Genomic DNA, 21,745 nt, shown 5'->3' on the forward strand with positions numbered 1-21,745 from the left:
AATCACGAGGGAATCACGACGGTGGAAGTGCGCCGGTAGCGCCGTCGCCGGCAAGATCAATCAGCAACTGCCGGAAGCTGGGCAACAGCACGCGGTTGCCATGGCCGCTCAGGTGATCGTTGTCGAAGAACAGCGGTTCACCGTCCTGCACGGCCGAGCAGGTATCCAGCCCGCACAGCAGCGGCAGCGGATCCCACACGGTCAGTGACGGGTAGCGTGCGGCCAGCTCGGCCAGCAGTGCCATCTGCGGTGCACGCAGCCTCTGCAGATCCGCGCGCGACATGCTCAGGCCACCGGCGCACGCCGGATTGCTACGGTTGAACCAGTCCGAGCAGCGATAGGCCCCGGTCTTGAACAGCGGCAGCGGTGCATCGATGACCATGTGCACGCCCAACCGCTGCAGGCGGCCCAGCACACGCTCGGCTTCATCACGTGCCGCCTGCGCATGCGCGGGCGTGCGTTCGGCCAGCAATTGCCGGTAGACGTCCTGCTCATCCTTGTGCTGCCAATCGAACCCTCGCAGCTCCGGCATGCGCAGCACCGCCAGCAACACGATGTCACCAGGGCGCGCGTCGCGTTCGATGGCCGACAGGCTGTCCTCGATGAAGTCCTGGCAGTCGGCCGGGCTGGCCCGCAGCAGATTGACGAAGCTGCAGCCGCCGCGATCCTCCTGGCGGATCTCCATTCCGGTCTGCCGCGCGACCATGCTGGTCATCGTGCGGTAGGCCGCCGCATGCGAGTCGCCCACAACAAACAGGCGTCGCCCTTCAAGCGCCGGTGCGCCCACCGGCTCCAGCGGTCGCCACGCCGGGTAGCGACGCGCCTGCCATGCGTAGCCATCACGTGTGACGCTGAGCGAGATCTGCTCGTGGTACTCCACCATCGCCCAGGCACCGGCGCCGCACAGCGCCACCACCGGCAGCGCCATCGCCAGCACCTTCGCCGGCGCCAGCCGCAACAGCGGCAGGGCGCTGCGCAGCGGACGTTCGACGTAATGGTAGGAAGCGGCCGACACGGCCAGCAGCAGCACCGGGTACAGCCACAGCGCAGCGCCCTGCAGCCCGTAGGTCCAGCGCAGCAGCACCAGCAGTGGCCAATGCCACAGGTACAGCGAGTACGACAGGCGCCCCAGGTACGACAGCGGTGCCCAGCCCAGGGCGCGGCCGACCCGCGATTGGCCATGCCCCGCTACCGCCGCCAACAGCAGCAGAGTACCGACCACTGTCGCCAGCACACCCGGCACCGGCATCGCCAGTTGCGGCGCGACAAGTACGCCCGCCAGCAGCAGCGCCAGGCCGGGCAGTGCGAGCGCATCCTCGCGCTTGCCGGGACCGCGCGCGCTCATCCACTGGTACAACAGCGCACCGGCCGCCAGTTCCCAGAACCGCGACGGCAGCAGGTAGAACGCCGCCGCCGGGGCGGCTTGCGCCTGCCAGGCCGCCCACGCCAGCGACAGCACCGTGAGCGCCGGCAACAGCACACGCGACCACGGCCAGCGGTCGCGGCCGCGCAACCAGACGAAGAACAGCAGCGGGAACACCAGGTAGAACTGCTCCTCCACGCCCAGTGTCCAGGTGTGCAGGAACGGATTGAGTTCGGCGCCGGGCGAGAAGTAGTCATCCTGCTGGCCGGCCAGTACCACGTTGCTGAAACCCACCAGCGCCGCCCAACCGGTCTGGTCGAACTGCTCGTTGCGCCAGGCGCGGGGAATGAACAGCGCCGACAGCACGAAGGTGGCCATCAGCATCACCAGCAACGCCGGCAACAGGCGCAGCACGCGGCGCCGGTAGAAATCGAGCAGCAGCGCGCCCAGTGGCGCGCCTGCACGCGATGCCAGCGACTGGCTGATCACGAAGCCGGAGACCACGAAGAACAGGTCCACGCCGGTGAAACCACCGGGCAGCCACGCCGCATTCGCATGGAAGACGATGACGGCCAGCACGGCCAGTGCACGCAGGCCATCGATGGCAGCGTTGTGGGAGCGTTCGGGGTGAGGCATGCGGGCGACCGTCAGCGAGCGATCGGGCAGCATGGCCAGCGCTTGCGCAGTCATTCAATGGACAATCGCGACAGACGCGGACATCGTTCATGTCCCGTCCCTGCTCGCCGCAGTTGTAGAGCCGAGCCATGCTCGGCTGCTCTTCGTTCAGATCGCGATGAGCCGAGCGTAGGCTCGGCTCTACAGCAGCAGCCAGGGATCAGAGCCCATTGCCGTGGCAATGGGATCCGACCCCCGCTGCACGCCCGCTTACCAGGCCATGCGCAGGCCCACCTGGCCGCCCACGTTGCGGTAAGCATGGTCGCCGCGCTGCACGCCCACGCCGCCCCATGCACCCCAGCGCTGTCCCAGCTTCAGCTCGGCACCGGCCTGCACTTCGTAGCGGTTGCGCGGCACATCCGCGCCCAGCGTGTCACCGTTGAACTGCAACGCGCTGGTGCCGCTGCCACGCAGCCAGTTCACGCCCAGGTAGGGCTGCACCACACTGCCCGCCGCGGTGCCGCCACCGAACACGCGCACGCCCACGCGTCCGTTCAGGCCACCGGCATCGGCGCGATCGATCACCGTGCCGTTGTGCTCCACATGACGATCGGCGCGGAACTCCGCGTACGACAGTTGCAGCTGCGGCTGCAGGTACAGCTGGCTCGACGCCCCCTGCCAGACGCTGAAGGTGTAACCCGCCTCCAGCGACGCGCTGGTCGTGCGCGAATCGTACTGCTCCGGCTCCAGGCCCACGCCCCGCACCCGGTTGTCGAAACGACCGTACTGCACGTTCGCATCCACATAGGCGCCGTGAGTGCCCTCGGCATCCTGCAACCAGGTACCATAAACACCCAGCGCAGTGCCACGCACGCGGCCGGTAGCGGTGTAGCCGGTCAGATCCGAAACGACGCGGTTGTCGGCACGGCCGCTACCCAGCATCACCCCGAAGGCAGCGCTGCCCCGACGCAACAGATCACTGCCGATCTGCAGTACCGACGTATTGCCGTCCACCGACAGCTGACCACCCACCGCAGTGAAATCTGCATTGCTGCGACCTACGCGCGCCCACGCAGTGCGCTCGCTGCCGATGGCGCCGGTGCGCTCATGCATGCGGCGGGCAAACATGTTGATGGCCGCCGACTGGTTGGCCAGATAGGCGCCAGCCTCGGGGCGCAGCACCGGCGGCGGCCGGATCGGGTCCACCGGCCCCACGCCCTCGCCACCGTCCCCGCCCTCACCCGGGTCCGGGCCCGGGCCCGGATCCACCGCACAGCCCGGCGCCGCCGGATCGTCCTGGCACACATCGAACCATTCCGAGCGCAGGTACCAGTTGCCATCGGAAGGATCGGCAAGTCCGCCCTGGAACAGGAAGTACTCGTACGAACCTCCCACCGCGCGTCCGGCCAGCGCGTAGCGCGCCAGTGATGCACCGTCCACTTCGATCAGCTGGATGCCGTCCACCGTAGGTGCGCCCACTCCGCCGATGTTGTTGACCACGATGCTTGCATCACCCGAGGTATCCCCCCGCACATGCAGGCGATCGATCGCGCTGTCATCGCCCGCCAGTGCGCCCTGGAACAGGAAGGACGCACCTTCGCTGTGCAGGTCGCCGTCTACGGTGAGCGTGTTGAAGCGGCCGCTGCCGTCGGACAACGCCAGCCCGCTGTTGAGCACCTGCAGTTCACCCAACGTGGCGTCACCGGCCAGCGTCCACTGGCTACCGCTTTCGATCGCCATCGTCTGCACAAGATTGGACGAACCCTGCCACAGTGAACCATCGGCCAGGCGCACGTGCACGTCCGACTGCGGCACCAGCCCGGCGTCCTCGTCCTCGGGCGTGGTGACGATGTCGCCCACCATCTGCGAATGCCCTTCCAGCACCACGTCGAAGCGCCCGGCCACCGCCGCATCCAGTGCCAGGCCGATGCCGTTGCCACCGGATACCCGCGTGCCGTTGGACAGGGTCAGGCCCGCGTCACGGCTGCTGCGCAGCCACACACCGCCATGCTGTGCACTGACCAGCGAGCCGCCGTCGATACGCATGCGGCCGTTGTCATTGATCACCGCGGCCCACGCGCCTTCGCCTTCGGTGCGAACGTGGGTGTTGGTCAGCGTCATCTCGCCGGCTCCACCGGACAACACGCCGTGCGAGTTGACGCCGGTGGTGCGCACCACGCTGTCGGCCAAGTGCACGGTACCACCCAGGCGCGCGATGGCGCCGATGGCGCCGGGGCCTTCGGTAAGAATATCGGTGCTGTTGGCCGTAACCAGCGGGTCGGGCCCAGCGGCGCCTTCAGCATACAGACCGTGACCATTCTGGCCGAGGGTTCGCAGTCGGCTGGCGGTAACCTCGGCGGTACCGCCCAGCACCGAAATCGCCTGCCAGTAGGTGCCGTCAGAGGTGATGGTCGAACCCTCGACTGTCAGATCACCGTCGTGCACCAGAATGCCCACGCCGCTGCGGGTGGTGACCGATGAACCAACCACCCGCGCCACGGCATCGCGCTGGTTCATGTTGATGCCGGTCGAAACGCTGTCGAGGTGACTGTCCTGCAGGGTCAGGTCAGCGCCTTCGGTCATATGGATGCCGTGGTGACCGGACAGCTCCACGCCCACCAGCCGCAGCACCCCGCCACCACCGGTGGCGAAGCTGACGGCACTGGCATTGCCACCGCGCGCATGTACGCTGCCACCGTGCATCTCAAGCTCTCCCACCACCAGAAGACCCGCACCCGAACGTTCGTGGGTGAGATGGATATCCACGTTCTCCAGCACCACGTTGCTGCCCAGACCCACCAGCACGCCCGATGCACCCGCGCCAGTGCCATCGATCCGCACCGAGCTCAGCCTGACGTCGCTGCTGCCTTCGGCCCAGAGCCCGTGCCCGCTACCACCTACCTCGATGTGGACGCGCTCTGCCTGGAGGGTCCCGCCAGCAATCTCCACGCCGTGGGATCCGCTGCCATGGACGGCGATGGTGCTGTCGCGGACCTGCGCTTCTCCGCCGCGTACGGCTACGCCATGCGACAGCCCGCCACGGGTCACGATCTCCGCGCGCTCAAGTTCGATGCGGCCAGCGAGCGCTTCGGCACCGTGTGCGGTACTGCCCGCCGTCTCGATGCGCGCGCCGATCGCCTGCACATGCCCCCCAGCGGATGCTGACAGACCTGCTGCACCATAGCCGGTCGTCGAAACCTGACCACCGTTGAGCTGGATGCTGCTGCCCACGCCTTCGGCCCGTGCAGCGGCAGCGCGCAGGCCTTCGGTACGCAGATTGACCTCGCCGGTGGGAACAATCGTGCCGCCATTGATCGAATGGAACACATAACCCGCCGGATTGCCGGGCTCCACCGGTTCGGTAGTCGCGTAGTCGCCTGCCGCCGGAACCTGTTCGTCACCATCAGCGATTACCTGCTGCGCCATAGCGACAGACGGAACCAGCGTGGTGGAGAGCGCCATGGCAAGCAGGTGGCGGCGGGGAAGCGTGGGACGCATGCAGGTGGCTCCAATGGAAGGGCCCCACCTTAGAAACGCGTCGCAACTGCGCCCATCGAATAGCTTGCAAATCTGTTGCACCGCAGCTGCTCGGGCCCGCGTCGCCTGCGATGAACAGTGGCCAACCCGATCGGCAGCCTGATCCGGCCTTTACAACAAATTGCATGGGCTGAAGCCAGCGTCCCGCCCAGAATTCGTGCCGATCAAGACATGAACCGGCGAATTCAGCTCATCCCAACCGCTTCACATGAACGCCCAAAAAAAGCGCTTACGTGAACGAATGGATGGGCGAATTCGGCGCAGGCGCACTTGCGCACGATGCGGGACTCAATCGCCGCCTCGGCCGCTGCCCGCGTCAATCGGGCCCTGCAATCCACTTCTGCCATGAGGACCTACCCATGCGTCATCGCTACAGCATTTCCCAACCCAAGCTGCTGCCACTGGTCCATGGCTTGTTGGCCGCACTGGCTCTGGCCCCTTCAACGGCGGCGTTTGCAGGTGACCTGGACGGAGCTTTCGCCTCCGTGCAACCGGGCGATGCCGTCGAGGAGTGGACGTTGAAGAACGACGCATATCTGATCGTGCAGGACGCTGAGACGCAGACCATCAGCGCCGATACCTCCCGAATCGACGCCTTCCGCGCCACGATCAGCCGCAGCGGCATACATCAGCACGCCGTGGCACTTTACGGCACGGCCTTGTTCCAGTCGGAGGGAAGCACGCTCCGCGGCGGTGGCGTCCTCGTCAGCGGAGCCTCAATGGCGCACATGATCGGAAATCGTGTGCTGGTGACCGCTGAAGATGGTCTGTCACCCACTGAAGCACTCAGCATCGGCCTCTCGATGGGTGGCACGCCGGCCGGCCCGCCGCTGCCCGGTGCATCGGCCATCATCGACTCCACCTATATGCGCGTGGAAGACACCGCCGCCGGCAGCGACATTGCCAGTGGGCTGGGCGTGCGCATGCAGAATGGAAAGGTAAGCATCGTCAACGGATCGCGCATCGACGCGGACAACGTGGGCGTACTAATGATGGGCACGTTCCGCACGCCAGACACCCTGCAGTTGGTGGTTGATGGCTCTACGATCTCATCTGGCCGCGGCGCCGCCATCCGTGTGGCGGCCGACCAGCCTGCGGACTTCGTCATCAACGTCAGCAATGGCGCCCAGCTGCTGGGCGGCAACGGCAATCTGCTGCAGGTCGATTCCCGCAGCGGCAGCGCCACACCCGGCGCCAGCCACGTAACGTTCAACGTGGATGATGCGCGGCTTGCGGGCATTGTCAGCTTCGACGCCGCCACGGTCGATGGCAGCCTGGACGTCACCCTGCGTAACAAGGCGCAGATCGACGGCCGCTTCATCAATGTCACCAGCGCCAGCATCGACAGCGACAGCACCTGGCTGATGACCGGCGACAGCAACCTCGGCCACCTCGCGCTGGGCAACACCGGTACCGTGGCACTGGGCAATACCAGCACGTTCAACACCCTCACCGTCGACAGCTTCGATGGCTCGGGCGGCACCCTGCTGTTCAACACCCACCTGGGCGATGACAGCTCGCTGACCGACAAGCTGGTGATCGCCGGCGACGCTAACGGCCAAGCCAATGTGCGCGTGCTCAATGCCAGCGGTGCCGGTGCGAAGACCGACCGCGGCATCGAGCTGATCGACATCGGTGGTGCGTCCAACGCGCAGTTCGACCTGGTCGGCCGTGCCGTGGGCGGGCAATACGAGTACTTCCTGGTGAAGGACGCCAACGGCAACTGGTACCTGCGCTCGCAGACCGGCGCCGGCCCGGACCCGTGCGTGGTCGATCCCACCCTGCCCGAGTGCACGCCGATCGATCCGGTGGACCCGGTGGATCCACCGCCGCCGGTACTGCGCCCGGAAGCCGGCGCGTACCTGGCCAACCAGTTCGCGCTGGACCAGATGCTGCGCCACACCTGGCGCGACCGCCAGGGCGGCGCCGCTGCGACGGATGGCATTCGCGGCTGGGCCCGGGTGGACGCTACGCAGAGCAAGCTCGGTGCGGTGGATGACCAGCTCGACCTGCGCGTGGACCGCTCGCGCCTGCAGCTGGGTGCGGACGTGGGCGTGTTCGACAACGGTCGTGGTCGCGTCGGCGTGATGGGTACCATTGCGCAGTCCAGCGCCACCTCGCGCTCGGACCTGACCGGCTACAGCGCACGCGGCAAGGTGGAGGGCGGCGCACTGGGCGTGTACGGCAACTGGGCCAACGACGCCATGTACGTGGATGCCAGCGTGCAGCGTGGTCAGTTCCGCAACCGCGTGCAGGGTGAAGGCCTGGCCGAGGAGCGTTACAACTCGGACATCTGGCAAAGCTCGCTGGAAGCGGGTTATCGCTTCAACATCGGCCAGATCGGCAGCACGGCGCTGAGCCTGCAGCCGGAACTGCAGCTGGTCTACACCGATGCAAAGACCGACGTGCATACCGAAGCCAACGGCACCGTGGTGCGTGCAGCGGGCAACAGCGGCCTGTCCGGTCGTGCCGGCCTGCGCCTGCAGGGTGCATCGCGCTCGGCGGTGGGTGCCTCGGTCAGACCGTATCTGGCGGCCAACTGGTACCGCGATGGTGCCGGTAATGGCATCGCCTTCGACGACGAAGTGCTGAAGGCCGGCATCCCGCGCAACCGCTATGAACTGAGCGCGGGCGCGCGCGTGGACTTCCGTTCCGGGCTGAGCGCATGGGGCGGGTTTGGCGTGATGCGCGGTGACCACGGCTACCGCGAAGCGACGGCGAACCTGAGCGTGGCTTACACGTGGTGATCTGCTTTCAGTAGCACCGCGCCATGCTCGGCTTCTCTTCGGTCCGACGCCCCTCACCGCAAGCAGCACCGGCACGGCGCCTCATGCCGCCGCGTGCCGTGCTGCTGTCCGGGGGCTGAACCTGCATCACCCCCGACCGTGGCTTTACAACAAGTTGCATGGGACTGGCCAAAGCGCATGACGAAAATGTAGCCATAAGAGACATCTGCTAGCGTAATTCCCACCAATTTCATATTTCATTCACATGCTCTCGACCTATACCCAACGTCGATGTCGAGAAGCAGACCCGGAAGCGCGCAGTTGCACCAGCCTTTTCCATCTGACAGGACAGCCGCATGTGCTACGCCAATAACTCCCGCGACAATCCGCGCCTTCCCCTCGCCCAGGCCGTACTGCTGGCCATCACCGCATTCGCAGCAGGTTCTGTCGAGGCGGGCGACCTGGACAATCAGAACGCCACCGTCGTTGCCGGTGACCCGGCAGAAGCATGGACACTGGTCAATGAGTCGAACCTGATCGGGCAGAACGCACAGATGAACCAGATCACCGCCGGCAGCGACTCGACGGTGACCCTGGAGGGCGGTCGTGTTAGCAGCACAGGCACAGGGGCAAACACGGTCTCGTTATCGGGTGGTGCACGCCTCATCAGCAATGGCACTGACTTCTACGGCGGCAGCGTCTCGCTGCATGGAGGCAACAGCCAAGCCCATTTGACCGGCGGAAAGATCACGGTGCCCGCTGGGACTGCAGGTGGTCCCACGCCAACCGCAGGCGTCGATATCGTCGCGCGTGTTGGCGATCGCGCTGGATATGCTTTGCTGGATGCCATGCAGGTGCATGTCGAGGCATCGAATGATCCTACCGTTCCCGCCTACAACACCGGCAATGGCGTTCGTGTCCAGTATGGCAGCATGGACCTCGTCAACGGCTCGCGGATTTTCGGCGAGAACGCAGGCGTCCTTCTATGGGGCTACGATCCGGTCGGCGGCAGCGTCGATCTGGGCATCGACAATTCGACCGTCCAATCGGGCAAGGGCGCTGCCATCCATGTCATGCCGCTGACTGCCAGTGACTACAACATCCTTGTGGCCAACAACTCCACACTGCTTGGCGGCGACGGCAATCTGTTGCTCGTATCCAGTCTCGCAGGACCGATTTCCAGCCGCACCGATGTCCAGTTCACCGTTGACGACTCGCGCCTGGCCGGCAATGTGCACCTCGATCCGACCACGGCAACCACTGCCACGCTGGACGTCACCCTGCGCAACAAAGCCCAGATCGACGGCCGCTTCATCAACGTCACCAGTGCCGATATTGATGGCGACAGCATCTGGCTGATGACCGGTGACAGCAACGTCGGCCACCTCGCCCTGGGCAGCACCGGTACCGTGGCACTGGGCAATGCCAGCACGTTCAACACCCTTGCCGTCGACAGCTTCGATGGCGCGGGAGGCACCCTGCTGTTCAACACCCAGCTGGGTGACGACAGCTCGCTGACCGACAAGCTGGTGATCGCCGGCGATGCCAACGGCCAGGCCAATGTGCGCGTGCTCAACGCCGGCGGTGCCGGTGCGAAGACTGATCGCGGCATCGAGCTGATCGACATCGACGGTGCATCCAATGCGCAGTTCGATCTGGTCGGCCGCGCCGTGGGCGGGCAGTATGAGTACTTCCTGGTGAAGGACGCCAACGGCAACTGGTACCTGCGTTCGGAACTGGGCGGCGCGCCGGACCCGTGCCTGGCCGACCCGACCCTGCCCGAGTGCACGCCGGTGGACCCGGTGGACCCGATCGAGCCGCCGTTGCCGATCCTGCGCCCGGAAACCGGTGCGTACCTGGCCAACCAGTTCGCGCTGGACCAGATGCTGCGCCACACCTGGCGCGACCGCCAGGGCGGCGCCGCTGCGGTGGATGGCATCCGCGGCTGGGCGCGTGTTGACGCTACGCAGAGCAGGCTCGGTGCGGTGGATGACCAGCTCGACCTGCGCGTGGACCGCTCGCGCCTGCAACTGGGTGCGGACGTGGGCGTGTTCGACAACGGCCGTGGCCGCATCGGCGTAATGGGTACCGCTGCACGCAGCAGCGCCACCTCGCGTTCGGACGTGACTGGTTTCAGCGCGCGGGGCAAGGTGGAAGGTGGCGCACTGGGCGTGTATGGCAATTGGGCCAACGACGCCATGTACGTGGATGCCAGCGTGCAGCGCGGCCAGTTCCGCAATCGCGTGCAGGGTGAAGGCCTGGCCGAGGAGCGCTACGACTCGGATATCTGGCAGTCATCCGTTGAAGCGGGTTACCGCTTCGGCATCGGCCAGATCGGCAACACCGCGCTGAGCCTGCAGCCGGAGCTGCAACTGGTCTACACCGATGCGAAGACCGACGTGCATACCGAGACCAACGGCACCGTGGTGCGTGCACTGGGTGACAGTGGCCTGTCTGGCCGTGCAGGCCTGCGCCTGCTGGGTGAAGGCCACTCGGCGGCGGGTGCCTCGGTCAGCCCGTATCTGGCGGCCAACTGGTACCGCGATGGTGCCGGTAACGGCATCGCCTTCGACGACGAAGTGCTGAAGGCTGGCGTCCCGCGCAACCGCTATGAACTGAGCGCGGGCGCGCGGGTGGAATTCCGTTCCGGTTTCAGTGCGTGGGGCGGGTTCGGGGTGATGCGCGGTGACAGTGGCTACCGCGAAGCGACCGCGAACCTGAGCGTCGCCTACACGTGGTGATGTAAACACGAACGGCGCCGGAGAGATCCGGCGCCGTTCTGGTTTCTGCTTTCTGTAGCGCCGAGCACGCGCTCGGCGCCACAACAAATGTCGCAACTGGCACGCGCACGCGTGCTCGGCTTCGCGCAACGCATGCGACACGCATCTGCAACGTTTTCGAAATTGAAACTTTTCTGATTGGTACAGCAGCGCTTGCGTGCACATCATGGCGCGCCACCGACAACGGGTGGCACGGGCTTGCAATCCCGTTGGATGAGTGTGTTGTTTACGCTTGCCTGTCGGCGTCGCTCTTTCCTTGTTGAGCGGCGTCGGCAGGCAATCCGTCCGTGCCCTATGGCGGGCGGTGCGTGGGGGCCTCGTGCCCGCCGGCGTTTCACACTTGTCCCCGGTATTGCAACCACGCACCGTCCGCCGCCCTCGCCCAACGCGAGGGCGGCCCCTTGTTTCGCACTCAAGGACGCCGCCATGACTTCTTCGCTCTATCCCTATCTGTTCGCCACACTGGGCGACGCCGTCGAACGCCTGCCGGATGATCTGGCCAAAGCACTGGAAACCACATTGGGCAGCACGATGCGCGCCCACGCCGACGAAGGCATCACCCTGCTCAGCTGCCTGCAGCGCATCCGCCACGTGGACGCCGCCGATGGCCAGCCGTGGCCGGACAAAGGACGCAAGTGCTTCGGCTTCGCGATGGCACGCATCGACCGCGCCAATGCCGGGCTGACCTTGCTGCTGGAACTGCTGCACGCCATCGAGCGCGTACGCGTGGACGGCGATGCCGACCAGCAGGTGGGCGATGATGTGCGCGAAGGCTTGCTGCTGGCCTGCCGTGGGCTGGCCGAGTATGTGGATGTGCAGTTGCGGGTGGCGTAGCCAGCTTCCGCGGCACCTCGGCCACGCCAATCCCTGCCCCAGGCTCAGGGATTGGCGTCGAACAACACGGTCATGTCTCCTTCCCAGCGCGAGCCCGGTGTCTTCACCATCTCCAGCACCGCTTCACGCCCGGCGGTGAAGCGCAGGGTCGAACGGCGCTGCATCAGGTAGCCATCGGGCGTGAAGCGCGGTGCCTGACTGTCATCGGCCAGCAGTACGGTGTTCTGCGCCGGACGACCATCGCGCAGGTTGTTCATACCCGGAAGGGTGACGTCTACGTCCACCGGCACCTGCTTGTCCGCCTGCGGATCATGAATGCCGCACTGGTCGCCGACGTGGTGCTGGCAGCGCAGCTTCATGCTGAAGTCCATCGACGTGGTCAGATGAAACGGCAGCTCCTGGCGCAGCCTCGCCGGCGCAGTGCCATGATCGATCCAGGGCGACCAGCCCCCTTCGGGCGCCAACTGTACGCGCGGCGCCTCGGTGGCGAAGCGCACCTGGAAATCGTGGATCACATCGAACACGAAGTTCATGCGCACGGCCTCGACACCGGTGATGTTGTCGCCCAGATCGATGTCGGCCTCGGCGCCGCCGGTGGTCCAGGTTTCCTGGGCCACGTAGCGGCCGTCCTGCAGCGTCATTGCATTGGGCAGGTTGACGTGGATGCCGAGCCCCACGTTCCTGTAGGAGTAGGTGCGGGCATACCGCGTGTTGGTGCTGTAGCACTCGGTGGGGCTGGCTGGCGTCCGCGCCGCCCAACCACCCAGCGAAAATCCAACCCCACCGGCGCCGCGGATGGCCGTGCAACCTCCACTGACGCCGTGGTACCAGGGATCGGCGCCACCACCGAAGTTGATGCGCATGGACAGCGCCGCAAAGCTGATGGTCGCCTCGAAGGTGCGTCCGCTCGATACCTCCTGCAGGGTGATCGTACGCGATGGCGGGAAGCGGATGTAGGTGGTATCACGCCTTGATGTGTCGTCGCTCGGCCCTTCCTTGCGCCAGTACTCGCGGTTGCCGAGATCGAAGATATACGCCCCGTTTCTATCGCATTCGGCCGGCCTCCAGTTGCAGAAGCTGCCCCGGGGTGTCGTGTTGCGGAATGCGGTATCGCCCGGATCCAGGGCGTTGGGCCTGAATTCGCCGGTGACGTTGACGTCCACCACCTGTGCGGTGGCAGGCAACGCCGCCATTACGGCCAGCAACGGGAACAGCCGGATGCCAATAGTCATGCTTTAGACCTGCCTGGTTCGTCGGAACAATGGGCTAGTGCGCGACCACCGACGGCGGACAGCCGATGCCGCCCACCATCAGTACATCGCCTTCGCGCGGGTGGCGGCCCTCCTCCATGGTCAGCACACAGCTGATCCGGTTCGGGTAGCGCAGCTCCACCACCGGCGCGCGTGCGCTGAGTTCAAGGGTGAAGAAGCCTTCTTCCTGGCTGACGCTGCGGCCGGCGTGGTTGATCACCTGCACACCGCGCATGCCGTTGCCATCGGCATCCAGTACCTGACCCATCACGGTGAAGGTGCGCAGTACATCCACCGTGGTGTGCACCACGCCGCCCTTGTTGAGGTGGTAGCTGATGGTCGACGGCTGCAGCGCCGCCGCAGGTGCGTGCCGGCCGTGGAAGTCGAACTGCACCTGTCCCGCACGATAGGCGGTGACCGGAACGAAGTTGCGTCCCGGGCGCAGTTGCACGCCACCGCCACGACTGTCGTCGGCACGCAACGTGATATCGGGGAAGTCACTGCGCACGTCGACGATGATGCCGGTGTCCATGCTGCCGCTGCGTCCCTGGCCCAGCACGGCAGCATGTCCTCCCCCGATCACCACGGTGCTGTCCAGGTTGGCGCTGCCGCCAACGTGGCCGGAACCGGCACCGCGATACAGCTGCACATCGCCTTCCAGCAGCGGGCTCTGCAGATAGGCGCCGGCGCCCGCGCCAATGCCGCTGCGTTCAGCTGTGACCATGCCATTGACGCTGCGCAGAATCTTCCCATCCACACGCTGGGTGGCGACCGCGGTGACGTAGCCGTCGCGCTGGCCGGCTTCGCCGGTCCGGCTGCCCAGGCTGCCGCTGTAGCTGCGGCGTTCGCTGCCGAGTGACACGCTGACGGTGAGATCGATGCCGCGCTGGCGGCGGTAGTGGGTGAAGCGGCTGCCCGGACGGTCGTAGGCCGAGACACGCCAGTTGACGTCATGCCTGCCGAACAGGGTTTCGCGGCGACCGTAGGAAACGTCGATGCCGGTGCCACGGGTGAAGCCGGAACTGCGGGCCACGCGCAGGCTCGCATTGTCGCGGTGACTGAAGCGATGGGTGATCGATACGGCCGTGGTGTCCTGCCAGCCTCCCCGGGTTTCCCAACGTGGCGGCGCACCCTCGCTGGCGGGCAGCCGATGACGCTGCTCTGCCCAGCTGCGCGCGTGGTTGGCGACCACCGAACCGGCACGGTAGCGATACAGTCCCTGCAGATCCACGCCGCGCCCGGCATCGCTGGAGGTGTAGAAATTGGTGTAGGCGCTGAAGCGATCACTGGCCTGCCAGTCCATCGACAGGCCGGTGGCGCGGCGCGTGCCGATCTGCTGCACGGTGGCACCGGCCACTGCGCGCGGGTGCAGCAGGTAGTTGACCACCGCACCGGCGGCGATCTCGCCTTCCTGCATTGAACGATCGCTGTCGAGCAGGCTGCGCTGCTGGCCGGCGAACGCGCTGTAGCGCCAGCGCCGGGTGGGATCGCGCCAACGGCTGGGTTTGTGGATCGAGGCGGTTTCGCGCGAGGCCTCCTGGCCGTCTTCAATGACCCGCAGTACCACGTCGTAGATGCCGCCTGGCAGGCGACGCGTGTCGATCTCCTGCACGCCCGGCTTCACGGCCTGTGTGGCCAGCAGGTTGCCGTCGCGCAGAATCTCCACCACACCGTCGCGGTTGGCGGTGACATAGACCGGATAGACGCTGGCGCTGCGCGTGTCGGCCAGCAGTACATCCGACGAACCGAACATCACTCCCAGTGCGGTGTCATTCTGCGTACCAGGCGCGCGTGGCTGGCGGATGATGCCCTCGAACGTGGGCAGGAAATAGCCCGCGCGGACGAAATGATCGCCGAGCTCGCGTTGTGCATACAACGCACTGAGATAGTGCTCCGTGCTGCCGGGTTGGGCGTAGTACTGGTAGCTGCCAACCGTGCTCCACAGACCGATGCTGCCACTCAGTTCAGCGCTGTAGCGTGCGCTGGCCGGCTGGTCCTGGCCGCCATGCACGGCCAGGCTGTTACGTACGATCAAGCCGTGGCTGCCGGACGCCGGCAGGGCAATGTTGCGTTGTTCCGCACTGGCAGTTGCCGGCGTCAACAGGCTCAGCAGCGAATTGGCCAGACTGTAGTGCAGCGCGGCCAGGCCACGGCACTGCGGCGCGCATATGCCAAGCGGCAGCGGTTCGGCCAGCTGCTCGGCCCAGCGCGTGCGCTCGCTCTGCGGCCATGGGCTGTCGATGCTTTCGACGAAGCCGATCAGCTGTACGCGGTTGTCTTCATGCAGCAGTACTTCGGCGTCGCCCAGGTACTGCCCGTCCAGTTCCACGCGTACGGTCAGCGGATTGCCGAACAGATGCTCGCGGAACTCCGCAGGCATGCGGTCGCGCTGCTCCAGCAGGCTGACCTGTGCGTCTGGCGCGCCTGCGGTCGCCTGCGCCGAGGCAGTAGCAAGCATGGCGGCAATGGCAACAGCCAGTCGCATCGGAACCGGTCGCGGGGGTAGGTGTGAAAGGCGCATAGATGACATTGGCCCTCCTGCCGCACGCGCGGTGGGGCAGGAAGGCACAGAGCTCGGCAGGCGTCAGATGTCGCTTTCGAAGATCATGTGGAACTGACCGCCGTAAGTACCCTGCTTGTAACCGCCGCCCGGTTCGGTAGGCGCGATGGCGAAGGCCAGAGACTTGCCGGATGCGGCCTGGGCTGCGTTGGCAACGGTGATCTTGGCGGCGGCCGTTGCCGGCACGACCACGTTGTCCAGTTTCACCGCCAGATCCACGACGTCCGCGGCCGATGCCATCTGCGCCGGGGCGGACAGATAGGCGGTGATGGCAGCCGGCGACTTCACGTTGATCACGCGACCGGTCAGTTCGCCGAGCACCTGGCGTGCGGTATCCCACGGCAGATTCTGCGGCAGGCCTTCCCAGCCGTCCGGCGTGGACACCTGCAGGCCGGCAACGTTGGGAACATCAGCCGACACATTGACGGTGATCGATTTGGTTTCGGTAGCCGCAAAGCTGACGGCCGGGGTGATGAGCAGGACTGCCGCAGCCGCCATCGCGTGTTTCAAGAAGGACATTCAGATACTCCAGGGTGAGTGGGTACAAAAGCCAGGACAAGGGCAAAGCAGTCCCATCGGACTCCTGGCGGGCCCGGGCGGGACAATGGCGTTGGTGGGGGACGGACGGTCAGCGGCGACTGTCGATGCTGCGCTGGCGTTCGCCCTCCTTCAAGTCGTAACGGATGAAATGCGTATCGTCAGACGCCAGCACGTGAGAGCGGCCGGGGCGTACGTGCACGATGATTCCGGGCGTACAGGCGTCGACCTTGGCCCGCTCGCACTGGCGCAGGTTTTCCAGAACAATGGTGGCGTTGCCGTGGTTGTGGATCTGGCCGGACTCGATGCGGGTGTCATAGCGCGGGTGTTGTGGCGCGATGAACAGCACGGTGCCGAAGCCGGTGAACACGCGGATGGCCGAGGAAAGCTCTGCGGCCTGCTGTGCCTGTTCCTCGCTGAGCGAGAATTCCTCGGCACTGGGCGCCACCGGCACGAAACGCAGGCGGTAGTAGCGTTCCTCGTCGCGCAGGCCCCGATATACCAGACGTGTGGCCTGCTGGCCGTTGCCTGCGATGATCAGGCGACTGGGACTGGCGATGACCCCACGCGCCCCAGGCGCGTTGCGCACCAGCGACGGCGCATCCACCGGAACTTCGACGGGGTTGTCATCGGCATCGAAAAAGATCTCTGCCACTTCCACCCGGACGTAGGCGGTGCCAGCGCCGGTATTGCGGATGCGTTTGAGCAGGTTGCTGCTGCCGGGCTGCAGGTAGTCGAAGAGGACGCCGACATTGATCTGCGGTGCACCGGCGTGACTGGGGAACGCCAGCGCACACAGCAGCAGGACATGGACGACACGTGACATGGGACCGCTCGTTTTCAGGAGCGTGGAGTGTGTCGTTGCGTCAAACGCCCCGCTATGAAATTAGTTGTAAGCCGAAGCGCGCAGCGTCGAATTCGGACGATTCCTAAATGCTCATCGCCCGTGCTGCCAGCATGGCCGGCAATCAAGGCACCTTGCCCGCTGCCGCGTACCGGCAGGACACGAATCCCTGCCGCACTCAGGCGAAATGCTCGTCTCCGCTCGGGCCGTGGCCTTCGGCGTGCACGCCCTGCCCTTCCATGATGCGGCCGGTGCGGGTGATCGGCGCGCCCAGCGATTCGGCCACGAAGTGGCACGCCCGTTCCGCACGTTTAAGGGTTACGCCAAAGAGGCGGCGCGCAGAGCGGTTACATCCGTGCCAACCAAGGTTGGCACCTACCAGAGCAACACCGTAGCGCCGGGCCATGCCCGGCGTTCTCATGTGTCAGGCGAAGTGCTCGTATCCGCTCGGGCCGTCGTGGCCTTCGGTGTGCACACCCTGCCCTTCCATGATGCGGCCGATGCGGGTGATCGGCACGTCCAGCGATTCGGCGACGTAGTGCAGCGCGTCGCGCTGGTCGGCGGCGGCGGTGAAGCACAGTTCGTAGTCGTCGCCGCCGTGCAGCGCGCAGTCACGGGCGCCGTCACGGCCGAGCAGTTCGCGCAGTGCCGACGACATCGGCAATGCATCGGCATCGACTTCGGCGCGTACACCGCTGCGTGCAGCGATGTGGCCCAGGTCGGCCAGCAGGCCGTCGGAGACGTCGACGGCGGCATGCGCGAATGCACGCAGGCGCAGGCCCAAGGTGACGCGCGGGGTGGGACGCAGCAGGCGCAGGCGCAGGGTTTCGTAGTCGGCCAGCAGCGTGGCTGCAGTGACGTTCAATGCGCCCTGCTGCCACAGGCGCAGTGCACCGGCAGCATCGCCGAGGGTGCCGCTGACCCAGATGTCATCGCCAATCTGTGCGCGATCACGACGCAGCGCCTGGCCGCGGGAGACCTGACCCATCGCGGTGACCGACAGCGACAGCGGGCCACGCGTGGTGTCACCGCCAATCAGGGCGATGTCATGCTGGTCGGCCAGGGCGAAGAAGCCATCGGCGAAGGCATCGATCCAGTCTTCGCTGGCTTCGGGCAGCGACAGCGCCAGCGTGCACCAGGCCGGGCGCGCGCCCATCGCGGCGAGGTCGGACAGGTTGACGGCCAGCGTCTTCCAGCCGATGTCGAACGCCGGAGTTTCGGTCGGGAAATGCACGCCGCTGTTGAGCGTGTCGGCGGTGACCACCAGTTGCTCGTTCGGGCGCGGCTGCAGCAGCGCGGCGTCATCGCCGATGCCGAGCACGATATCGTCGCGCTCGACGGTGCGGGCGCGGATGCGGTCGATGAGGGCGAATTCGGCCAGGGACATGGGGCGCTCCCGCGTTTGTACGTGCCGCGCCGTGCGCGGTGGGCGGTAGTGCCGGCCGCAGGCCGGCAACCTCAGAATCCCTGCAGTTGCCGGCCAGCGGCCGGCGTTACCACAGGTGGGTCAGTGACCCGATTCGACCTTCCGCCATTCCACGGCGGCACGATCCAGCACGCCGTTGACGTAGGTGTGGCCATGTTCGGAACCGAAGCGCTTGGCCGATTCGATGGCTTCGTTGATCACCACGCGGTACGGCACGTCCAGGCGGTAACGCAGTTCGTAACCGGCCAGGCGCAGCACGGCGCGTTCGATTGCGTCCACTTCGTCGATGCCACGGTCCAGGTACGGGCCGAAGGCTTCGTCGATGTCGCGACGGTTGTCGAGCACGCCATGCACCAGTGCTTCGAAGTACGCCAGGTCGGCGATTTCGCGGGCCTGTTCGTGGGCGAACTGGGCGATCAGCGACTGGCCGTTGCCACCGGAGATCTGCCAGGCATAGATGGCCTGCACGGCACGACGACGCGCGCGCGAGCGCAGCACCGGATCGATGCCATCGCGGCGGACGGGTTTACCGGAGGGCTTGCCCTGGGTGTTCTTGTTCATGGCAGCTGCTCCAGAAGGTTGACCATTTCCAATGCGGCGAGTGCGACTTCCTCGCCCTTGTTGCCGTGGCTGCCGCCTGCGCGGGCCTCGGCATCTTCCACGCGTTCCACGGCCAGCACGCCGTTCAGCACCGGCACGCCGAAGTCCAGCTGCACGCGCATCAGGCCTTCGGCGCAGCGGTCGGCCACGTGTTCGTAGTGGCGGGTATCACCACGGATCACGCAGCCCAGGGTGAGGATGGCGGCGTGTTCATGGGCGGCGGCCAGGCGCGCGGCGACCAGCGGCAGTTCCCAGGCACCCGGCACGCGGATCACGTCGATGTTGGCTTCGGCAATGCCGTTGCCGGCCAGGCTCTGGCGGGCGCCAGCAACCAGCACATCGGTGATGCGGGCGTTCCAGCGGCTGGCCAGGATGGCGAAGCGCGCCGACTCGGGAGTGCGAAGATCGCCTTCGTAGTGGCTCATATGCGGCTTGGGATTCGATTAAGGGGTAATTCTACCGTGGATGGGCCCCGGCCGTGGCTGGCGGGGCCCGGGGGCGTGCCGACCAACGGTCGGCACCCACCAGCTGCAGTGGGCCGCCCCTTTGTGGGTGCCGACCGTTGGTCGGCACACCGAGCGGGTTACGGGGTGACCGTCTCCACCACTTCCAGGCCGTAGCCGGCCAGGCCGATCTGGCGGCGCGGGGTGCCCAGCACGCGCAGCTTGCCCAGGCCCAGGTCGGACAGGATCTGCGCGCCGGCACCGTTGCGGCGCCACTGGCTCACGTCCTTGTCCTTGCCCGGCACGACCGGCGCCGGCTGCTGGCGCAGGCGGGCCAGCAGGCCTTCGCCATCGCGCGGGGCCGACAGCACCACCATCACGCCACTGCCTTCGGCATCGATGGCACGCAGGGCATCGGTGGCCGCCACGCCGAAGTCATCGCGGCGCCAGTGCAGCAGGTCGGCCAGCGGGTTTTCCACCTGCACGCGCACCAGGGTGGGCGTGTCCGCATCCGGGGTGCCGCGGACCAGGGCGAAATGCAGGTCGTGGGCGATGCGGTCGCGGTAGGTGACCAGCTTGAACGGGCCGAACTCGGTCTCGATCTCGCGTTCGTCCACGCGCTCGACGGTCTTTTCGGTGGCCAAGCGGTAGGCGATCAGGTCGGCGATGGAGCCCATCTTCAGGCCGTGCTCGCGGGCGAACACTTCCAGCTCCGGGCGGCGCGCCATGCTGCCGTCCGGATTGAGGATCTCCACCAGCACACCGGCCGGTTCCAGTCCGGCCAGCATGGCCAGGTCGACGCCGGCTTCGGTGTGGCCGGCGCGGGTCAGCACGCCACCGGGCTGGGCGATCAGCGGGAAGATGTGGCCCGGCTGGTGCAGGTCCGACGGCTTGGCATTGGGCTTCACCGCGGTGCGGATAGTGTGCGCGCGGTCGTGTGCCGAGATGCCGGTGGTCACGCCCTCGGCCGCTTCGATGCTGACGGTGAAGTTGGTCTGGAACTGCGCGGTATTGGCCTGCACCATCGGCGCCAGGCCGAGGTCGGCGGCGCGGGTGCGGGTGAGCGGCAGGCACACCAGGCCGCGGCCGTGGGTGACCATGAAATTGATGTCCGACGGCTTGACCAGCTCCGCAGCCATGATCAGGTCGCCTTCGTTCTCGCGGTCTTCGTCATCGACGATGACGACCATGCGGCCGAGGCGGATGTCTTCCAGGATGTCGGGAATGGGGGCGAAGTTCATGCGCGGGCTCCTTCACCCAACAACCGCTCGACATAACGAGCGACCAGATCGATTTCCAGGTTGATCGCGCTGCCCACGCCGGTGGCGGAGAACGCAGTATTGGCCACGGTGTGCGGGATCAGCGCCACTTCAAAGCCCTCGTCGTCCACTTCGTTGACGGTGAGGCTGACGCCGTCCACGCAGATCGAGCCCTTCTTGGCGATGTAGCGGCGCAGGGCGGCCGGCGCGGCGAAACGCCAGCGCTGGGCACGCGCATCTTCATGGATGGACAGGACCTGGCCGAGGCCGTCGACGTGGCCGCTGACCAGATGGCCGCCGAGGCGGTCGGTCGGGCGCATGGCACGTTCGAGGTTGATGACCGCACCTTCGGCCAGTTGACCCAGCGTGGTCAGGCCCAGGGTCTCGGTGGACGCATCGGCCTGGAAGCTGCCGGCGTCGAATGCGATGACGGTGAGGCAGACGCCGTTGATGGCGATGCTCTCGCCCATCTGCACGTTGTCGAACGGCAGATTCCCGACATTGAAAGTAAAGCGGACATCGCCGCCGATGGATTCGCGTGCGGCCAGACGGCCGACGCCTTCGATGATTCCAGTAAACAAGTAACGTTCTCCGCGAAAAGTGAGCGAAAAACGCCGCAAGGCAAACAGGCGGGCGCAGGGCCGCAAAGGCCCTGTGGCACCGTCTTCTTTCATCCGGACTATACCGTCGGCTCCGGCATTGGACCGGATCTGCTGACCCCCGACGGTAAGGCCGGGGCGCTCGCGGGCTCGTGCTTGCGCACCTACCGCCGGTGGGGAATTGCACCCCGCCCTGAAGACGTTTGTGTACCGGCGAACCGGCCGGCGTAGTGTACCAGCCCCTGCTGAACGGGGTGGATGACGGGGTCGGATCCCTTTCCGCTGGAAAGGGCTCTGAGCCCAGGGACCGGTGGCGCAGCAGGACGGGGTCAGAGCCGTTTCCCGATGGGAAACAGATCCGACCCCCAACCC

The 21,745-nt window shown here is 66.3% G+C and carries 14 protein-coding genes and 1 riboswitch; of the genes, 3 read left to right on the plus strand and 11 right to left on the minus strand.

The features are described 5' to 3' along the window. Positions 1-13: 13 nt before the first annotated feature. On the minus strand, positions 14-2,053 hold the full coding sequence (locus DI041_RS14530) for an acyltransferase family protein (protein WP_136638851.1): 2,040 nt from the start codon (positions 2,051-2,053) through the stop codon (positions 14-16). A 195-nt stretch (positions 2,054-2,248) separates the two neighbouring features. Continuing rightward, a complete protein-coding gene (locus DI041_RS14535) occupies positions 2,249-5,476 on the minus strand; it encodes an autotransporter family protein (protein WP_248298473.1) in 3,228 nt (1,075 codons plus the stop codon). 398 nt (positions 5,477-5,874) lie between these two features. Here DI041_RS14535 and DI041_RS14540 point away from each other — a divergent pair, with 398 nt between their 5' ends. The 3 genes from DI041_RS14540 to DI041_RS14550 all read left to right on the plus strand — a co-directional run bounded on the left by DI041_RS14540 (position 5,875) and on the right by DI041_RS14550 (position 11,855). Beyond that, positions 5,875-8,262 (plus strand): autotransporter family protein, encoded by a 2,388-nt coding sequence (locus DI041_RS14540; RefSeq protein WP_136638850.1) that lies wholly within the window; start codon positions 5,875-5,877, stop codon positions 8,260-8,262. A gap of 335 nt (positions 8,263-8,597) precedes the next feature. Beyond that, positions 8,598-10,982 (plus strand): autotransporter family protein, encoded by a 2,385-nt coding sequence (locus DI041_RS14545; RefSeq protein WP_136638849.1) that lies wholly within the window; start codon positions 8,598-8,600, stop codon positions 10,980-10,982. Positions 10,983-11,447: 465 nt separating this feature from the next. Then, positions 11,448-11,855: a hypothetical protein gene (locus DI041_RS14550; protein WP_136638848.1), complete on the plus strand. Its 408-nt coding sequence runs from the start codon at positions 11,448-11,450 to the stop codon at positions 11,853-11,855. Positions 11,856-11,899: 44 nt separating this feature from the next. Here DI041_RS14550 and DI041_RS14555 read toward each other — a convergent pair whose 3' ends face one another. The 9 genes from DI041_RS14555 to DI041_RS14600 form a co-directional block, all read right to left on the minus strand. Continuing rightward, positions 11,900-13,087, minus strand: coding sequence for a hypothetical protein (locus DI041_RS14555; protein ID WP_136638847.1), 1,188 nt, complete (start codon positions 13,085-13,087; stop codon positions 11,900-11,902). Positions 13,088-13,121: 34 nt separating this feature from the next. After that, positions 13,122-15,590 (minus strand): TcfC E-set like domain-containing protein, encoded by a 2,469-nt coding sequence (locus tag DI041_RS14560; protein ID WP_248298472.1) that lies wholly within the window; start codon positions 15,588-15,590, stop codon positions 13,122-13,124. Positions 15,591-15,689: 99 nt separating this feature from the next. Further along, positions 15,690-16,184, minus strand: coding sequence for a CS1 type fimbrial major subunit (locus DI041_RS14565; RefSeq protein WP_025876629.1), 495 nt, complete (start codon positions 16,182-16,184; stop codon positions 15,690-15,692). Between the two features lie 109 nt (positions 16,185-16,293). Beyond that, the gene (locus DI041_RS14570) at positions 16,294-17,028 is read right to left on the minus strand and encodes a CS1 fimbrial subunit B flags: Precursor (RefSeq protein ID WP_136638846.1); all 735 of its coding nucleotides are present in this window, start codon (positions 17,026-17,028) and stop codon (positions 16,294-16,296) included. Between the two features lie 442 nt (positions 17,029-17,470). Continuing rightward, complete coding sequence (thiL, locus tag DI041_RS14580; RefSeq protein ID WP_136638845.1) at positions 17,471-18,433, minus strand: thiamine-phosphate kinase; 963 nt, start codon at positions 18,431-18,433, stop codon at positions 17,471-17,473. A gap of 120 nt (positions 18,434-18,553) precedes the next feature. Beyond that, positions 18,554-19,033, minus strand: coding sequence for a transcription antitermination factor NusB (gene nusB / locus DI041_RS14585; RefSeq protein ID WP_025876637.1), 480 nt, complete (start codon positions 19,031-19,033; stop codon positions 18,554-18,556). After that, entirely contained in the window at positions 19,030-19,497 is a 468-nt protein-coding gene (ribH, locus tag DI041_RS14590) for a 6,7-dimethyl-8-ribityllumazine synthase (RefSeq protein ID WP_025876639.1), read from the minus strand. Before ribH ends, nusB begins: the two co-directional genes overlap by 4 nt. A gap of 158 nt (positions 19,498-19,655) precedes the next feature. Beyond that, complete coding sequence (gene ribB / locus DI041_RS14595) at positions 19,656-20,756, minus strand: 3,4-dihydroxy-2-butanone-4-phosphate synthase (protein WP_136638844.1); 1,101 nt, start codon at positions 20,754-20,756, stop codon at positions 19,656-19,658. Further along, on the minus strand, positions 20,753-21,355 hold the full coding sequence (locus DI041_RS14600; protein WP_088480869.1) for a riboflavin synthase: 603 nt from the start codon (positions 21,353-21,355) through the stop codon (positions 20,753-20,755). Before DI041_RS14600 ends, ribB begins: the two co-directional genes overlap by 4 nt. Before the next feature lie 77 nt (positions 21,356-21,432). Continuing rightward, a riboswitch (FMN riboswitch) is annotated at positions 21,433-21,578 on the minus strand. Positions 21,579-21,745 lie beyond the last annotated feature (167 nt).

Source organism: Stenotrophomonas maltophilia (assembly GCF_004920835.1).
Classification (GTDB): Bacteria; Pseudomonadota; Gammaproteobacteria; order Xanthomonadales; family Xanthomonadaceae; genus Stenotrophomonas; species Stenotrophomonas maltophilia_AQ.

Excerpts from the sequence above, each read along its gene's own strand:
- DI041_RS14570 (WP_136638846.1), bottom strand. The coding sequence starts at position 17,028 with ATGTCACGTGTCGTCCATGTCCTGCTGCTGTGTGCGCTGGCGTTCCCC.
- DI041_RS14540 (WP_136638850.1), top strand. The coding sequence starts at position 5,875 with ATGCGTCATCGCTACAGCATTTCCCAACCCAAGCTGCTGCCACTGGTC.
- DI041_RS14535 (WP_248298473.1), bottom strand. The coding sequence starts at position 5,476 with ATGCGTCCCACGCTTCCCCGCCGCCACCTGCTTGCCATGGCGCTCTCC.
- DI041_RS14555 (WP_136638847.1), bottom strand. The coding sequence starts at position 13,087 with ATGACTATTGGCATCCGGCTGTTCCCGTTGCTGGCCGTAATGGCGGCG.
- nusB (WP_025876637.1), bottom strand. The coding sequence starts at position 19,033 with ATGAACAAGAACACCCAGGGCAAGCCCTCCGGTAAACCCGTCCGCCGC.
- DI041_RS14565 (WP_025876629.1), bottom strand. The coding sequence starts at position 16,184 with ATGTCCTTCTTGAAACACGCGATGGCGGCTGCGGCAGTCCTGCTCATC.
- thiL (WP_136638845.1), bottom strand. The coding sequence starts at position 18,433 with ATGTCCCTGGCCGAATTCGCCCTCATCGACCGCATCCGCGCCCGCACC.
- DI041_RS14530 (WP_136638851.1), bottom strand. The coding sequence starts at position 2,053 with ATGACTGCGCAAGCGCTGGCCATGCTGCCCGATCGCTCGCTGACGGTC.
- DI041_RS14545 (WP_136638849.1), top strand. The coding sequence starts at position 8,598 with ATGTGCTACGCCAATAACTCCCGCGACAATCCGCGCCTTCCCCTCGCC.
- ribB (WP_136638844.1), bottom strand. The coding sequence starts at position 20,756 with ATGAACTTCGCCCCCATTCCCGACATCCTGGAAGACATCCGCCTCGGC.
- DI041_RS14550 (WP_136638848.1), top strand. The coding sequence starts at position 11,448 with ATGACTTCTTCGCTCTATCCCTATCTGTTCGCCACACTGGGCGACGCC.
- DI041_RS14560 (WP_248298472.1), bottom strand. The coding sequence starts at position 15,590 with ATGCGACTGGCTGTTGCCATTGCCGCCATGCTTGCTACTGCCTCGGCG.
- ribH (WP_025876639.1), bottom strand. The coding sequence starts at position 19,497 with ATGAGCCACTACGAAGGCGATCTTCGCACTCCCGAGTCGGCGCGCTTC.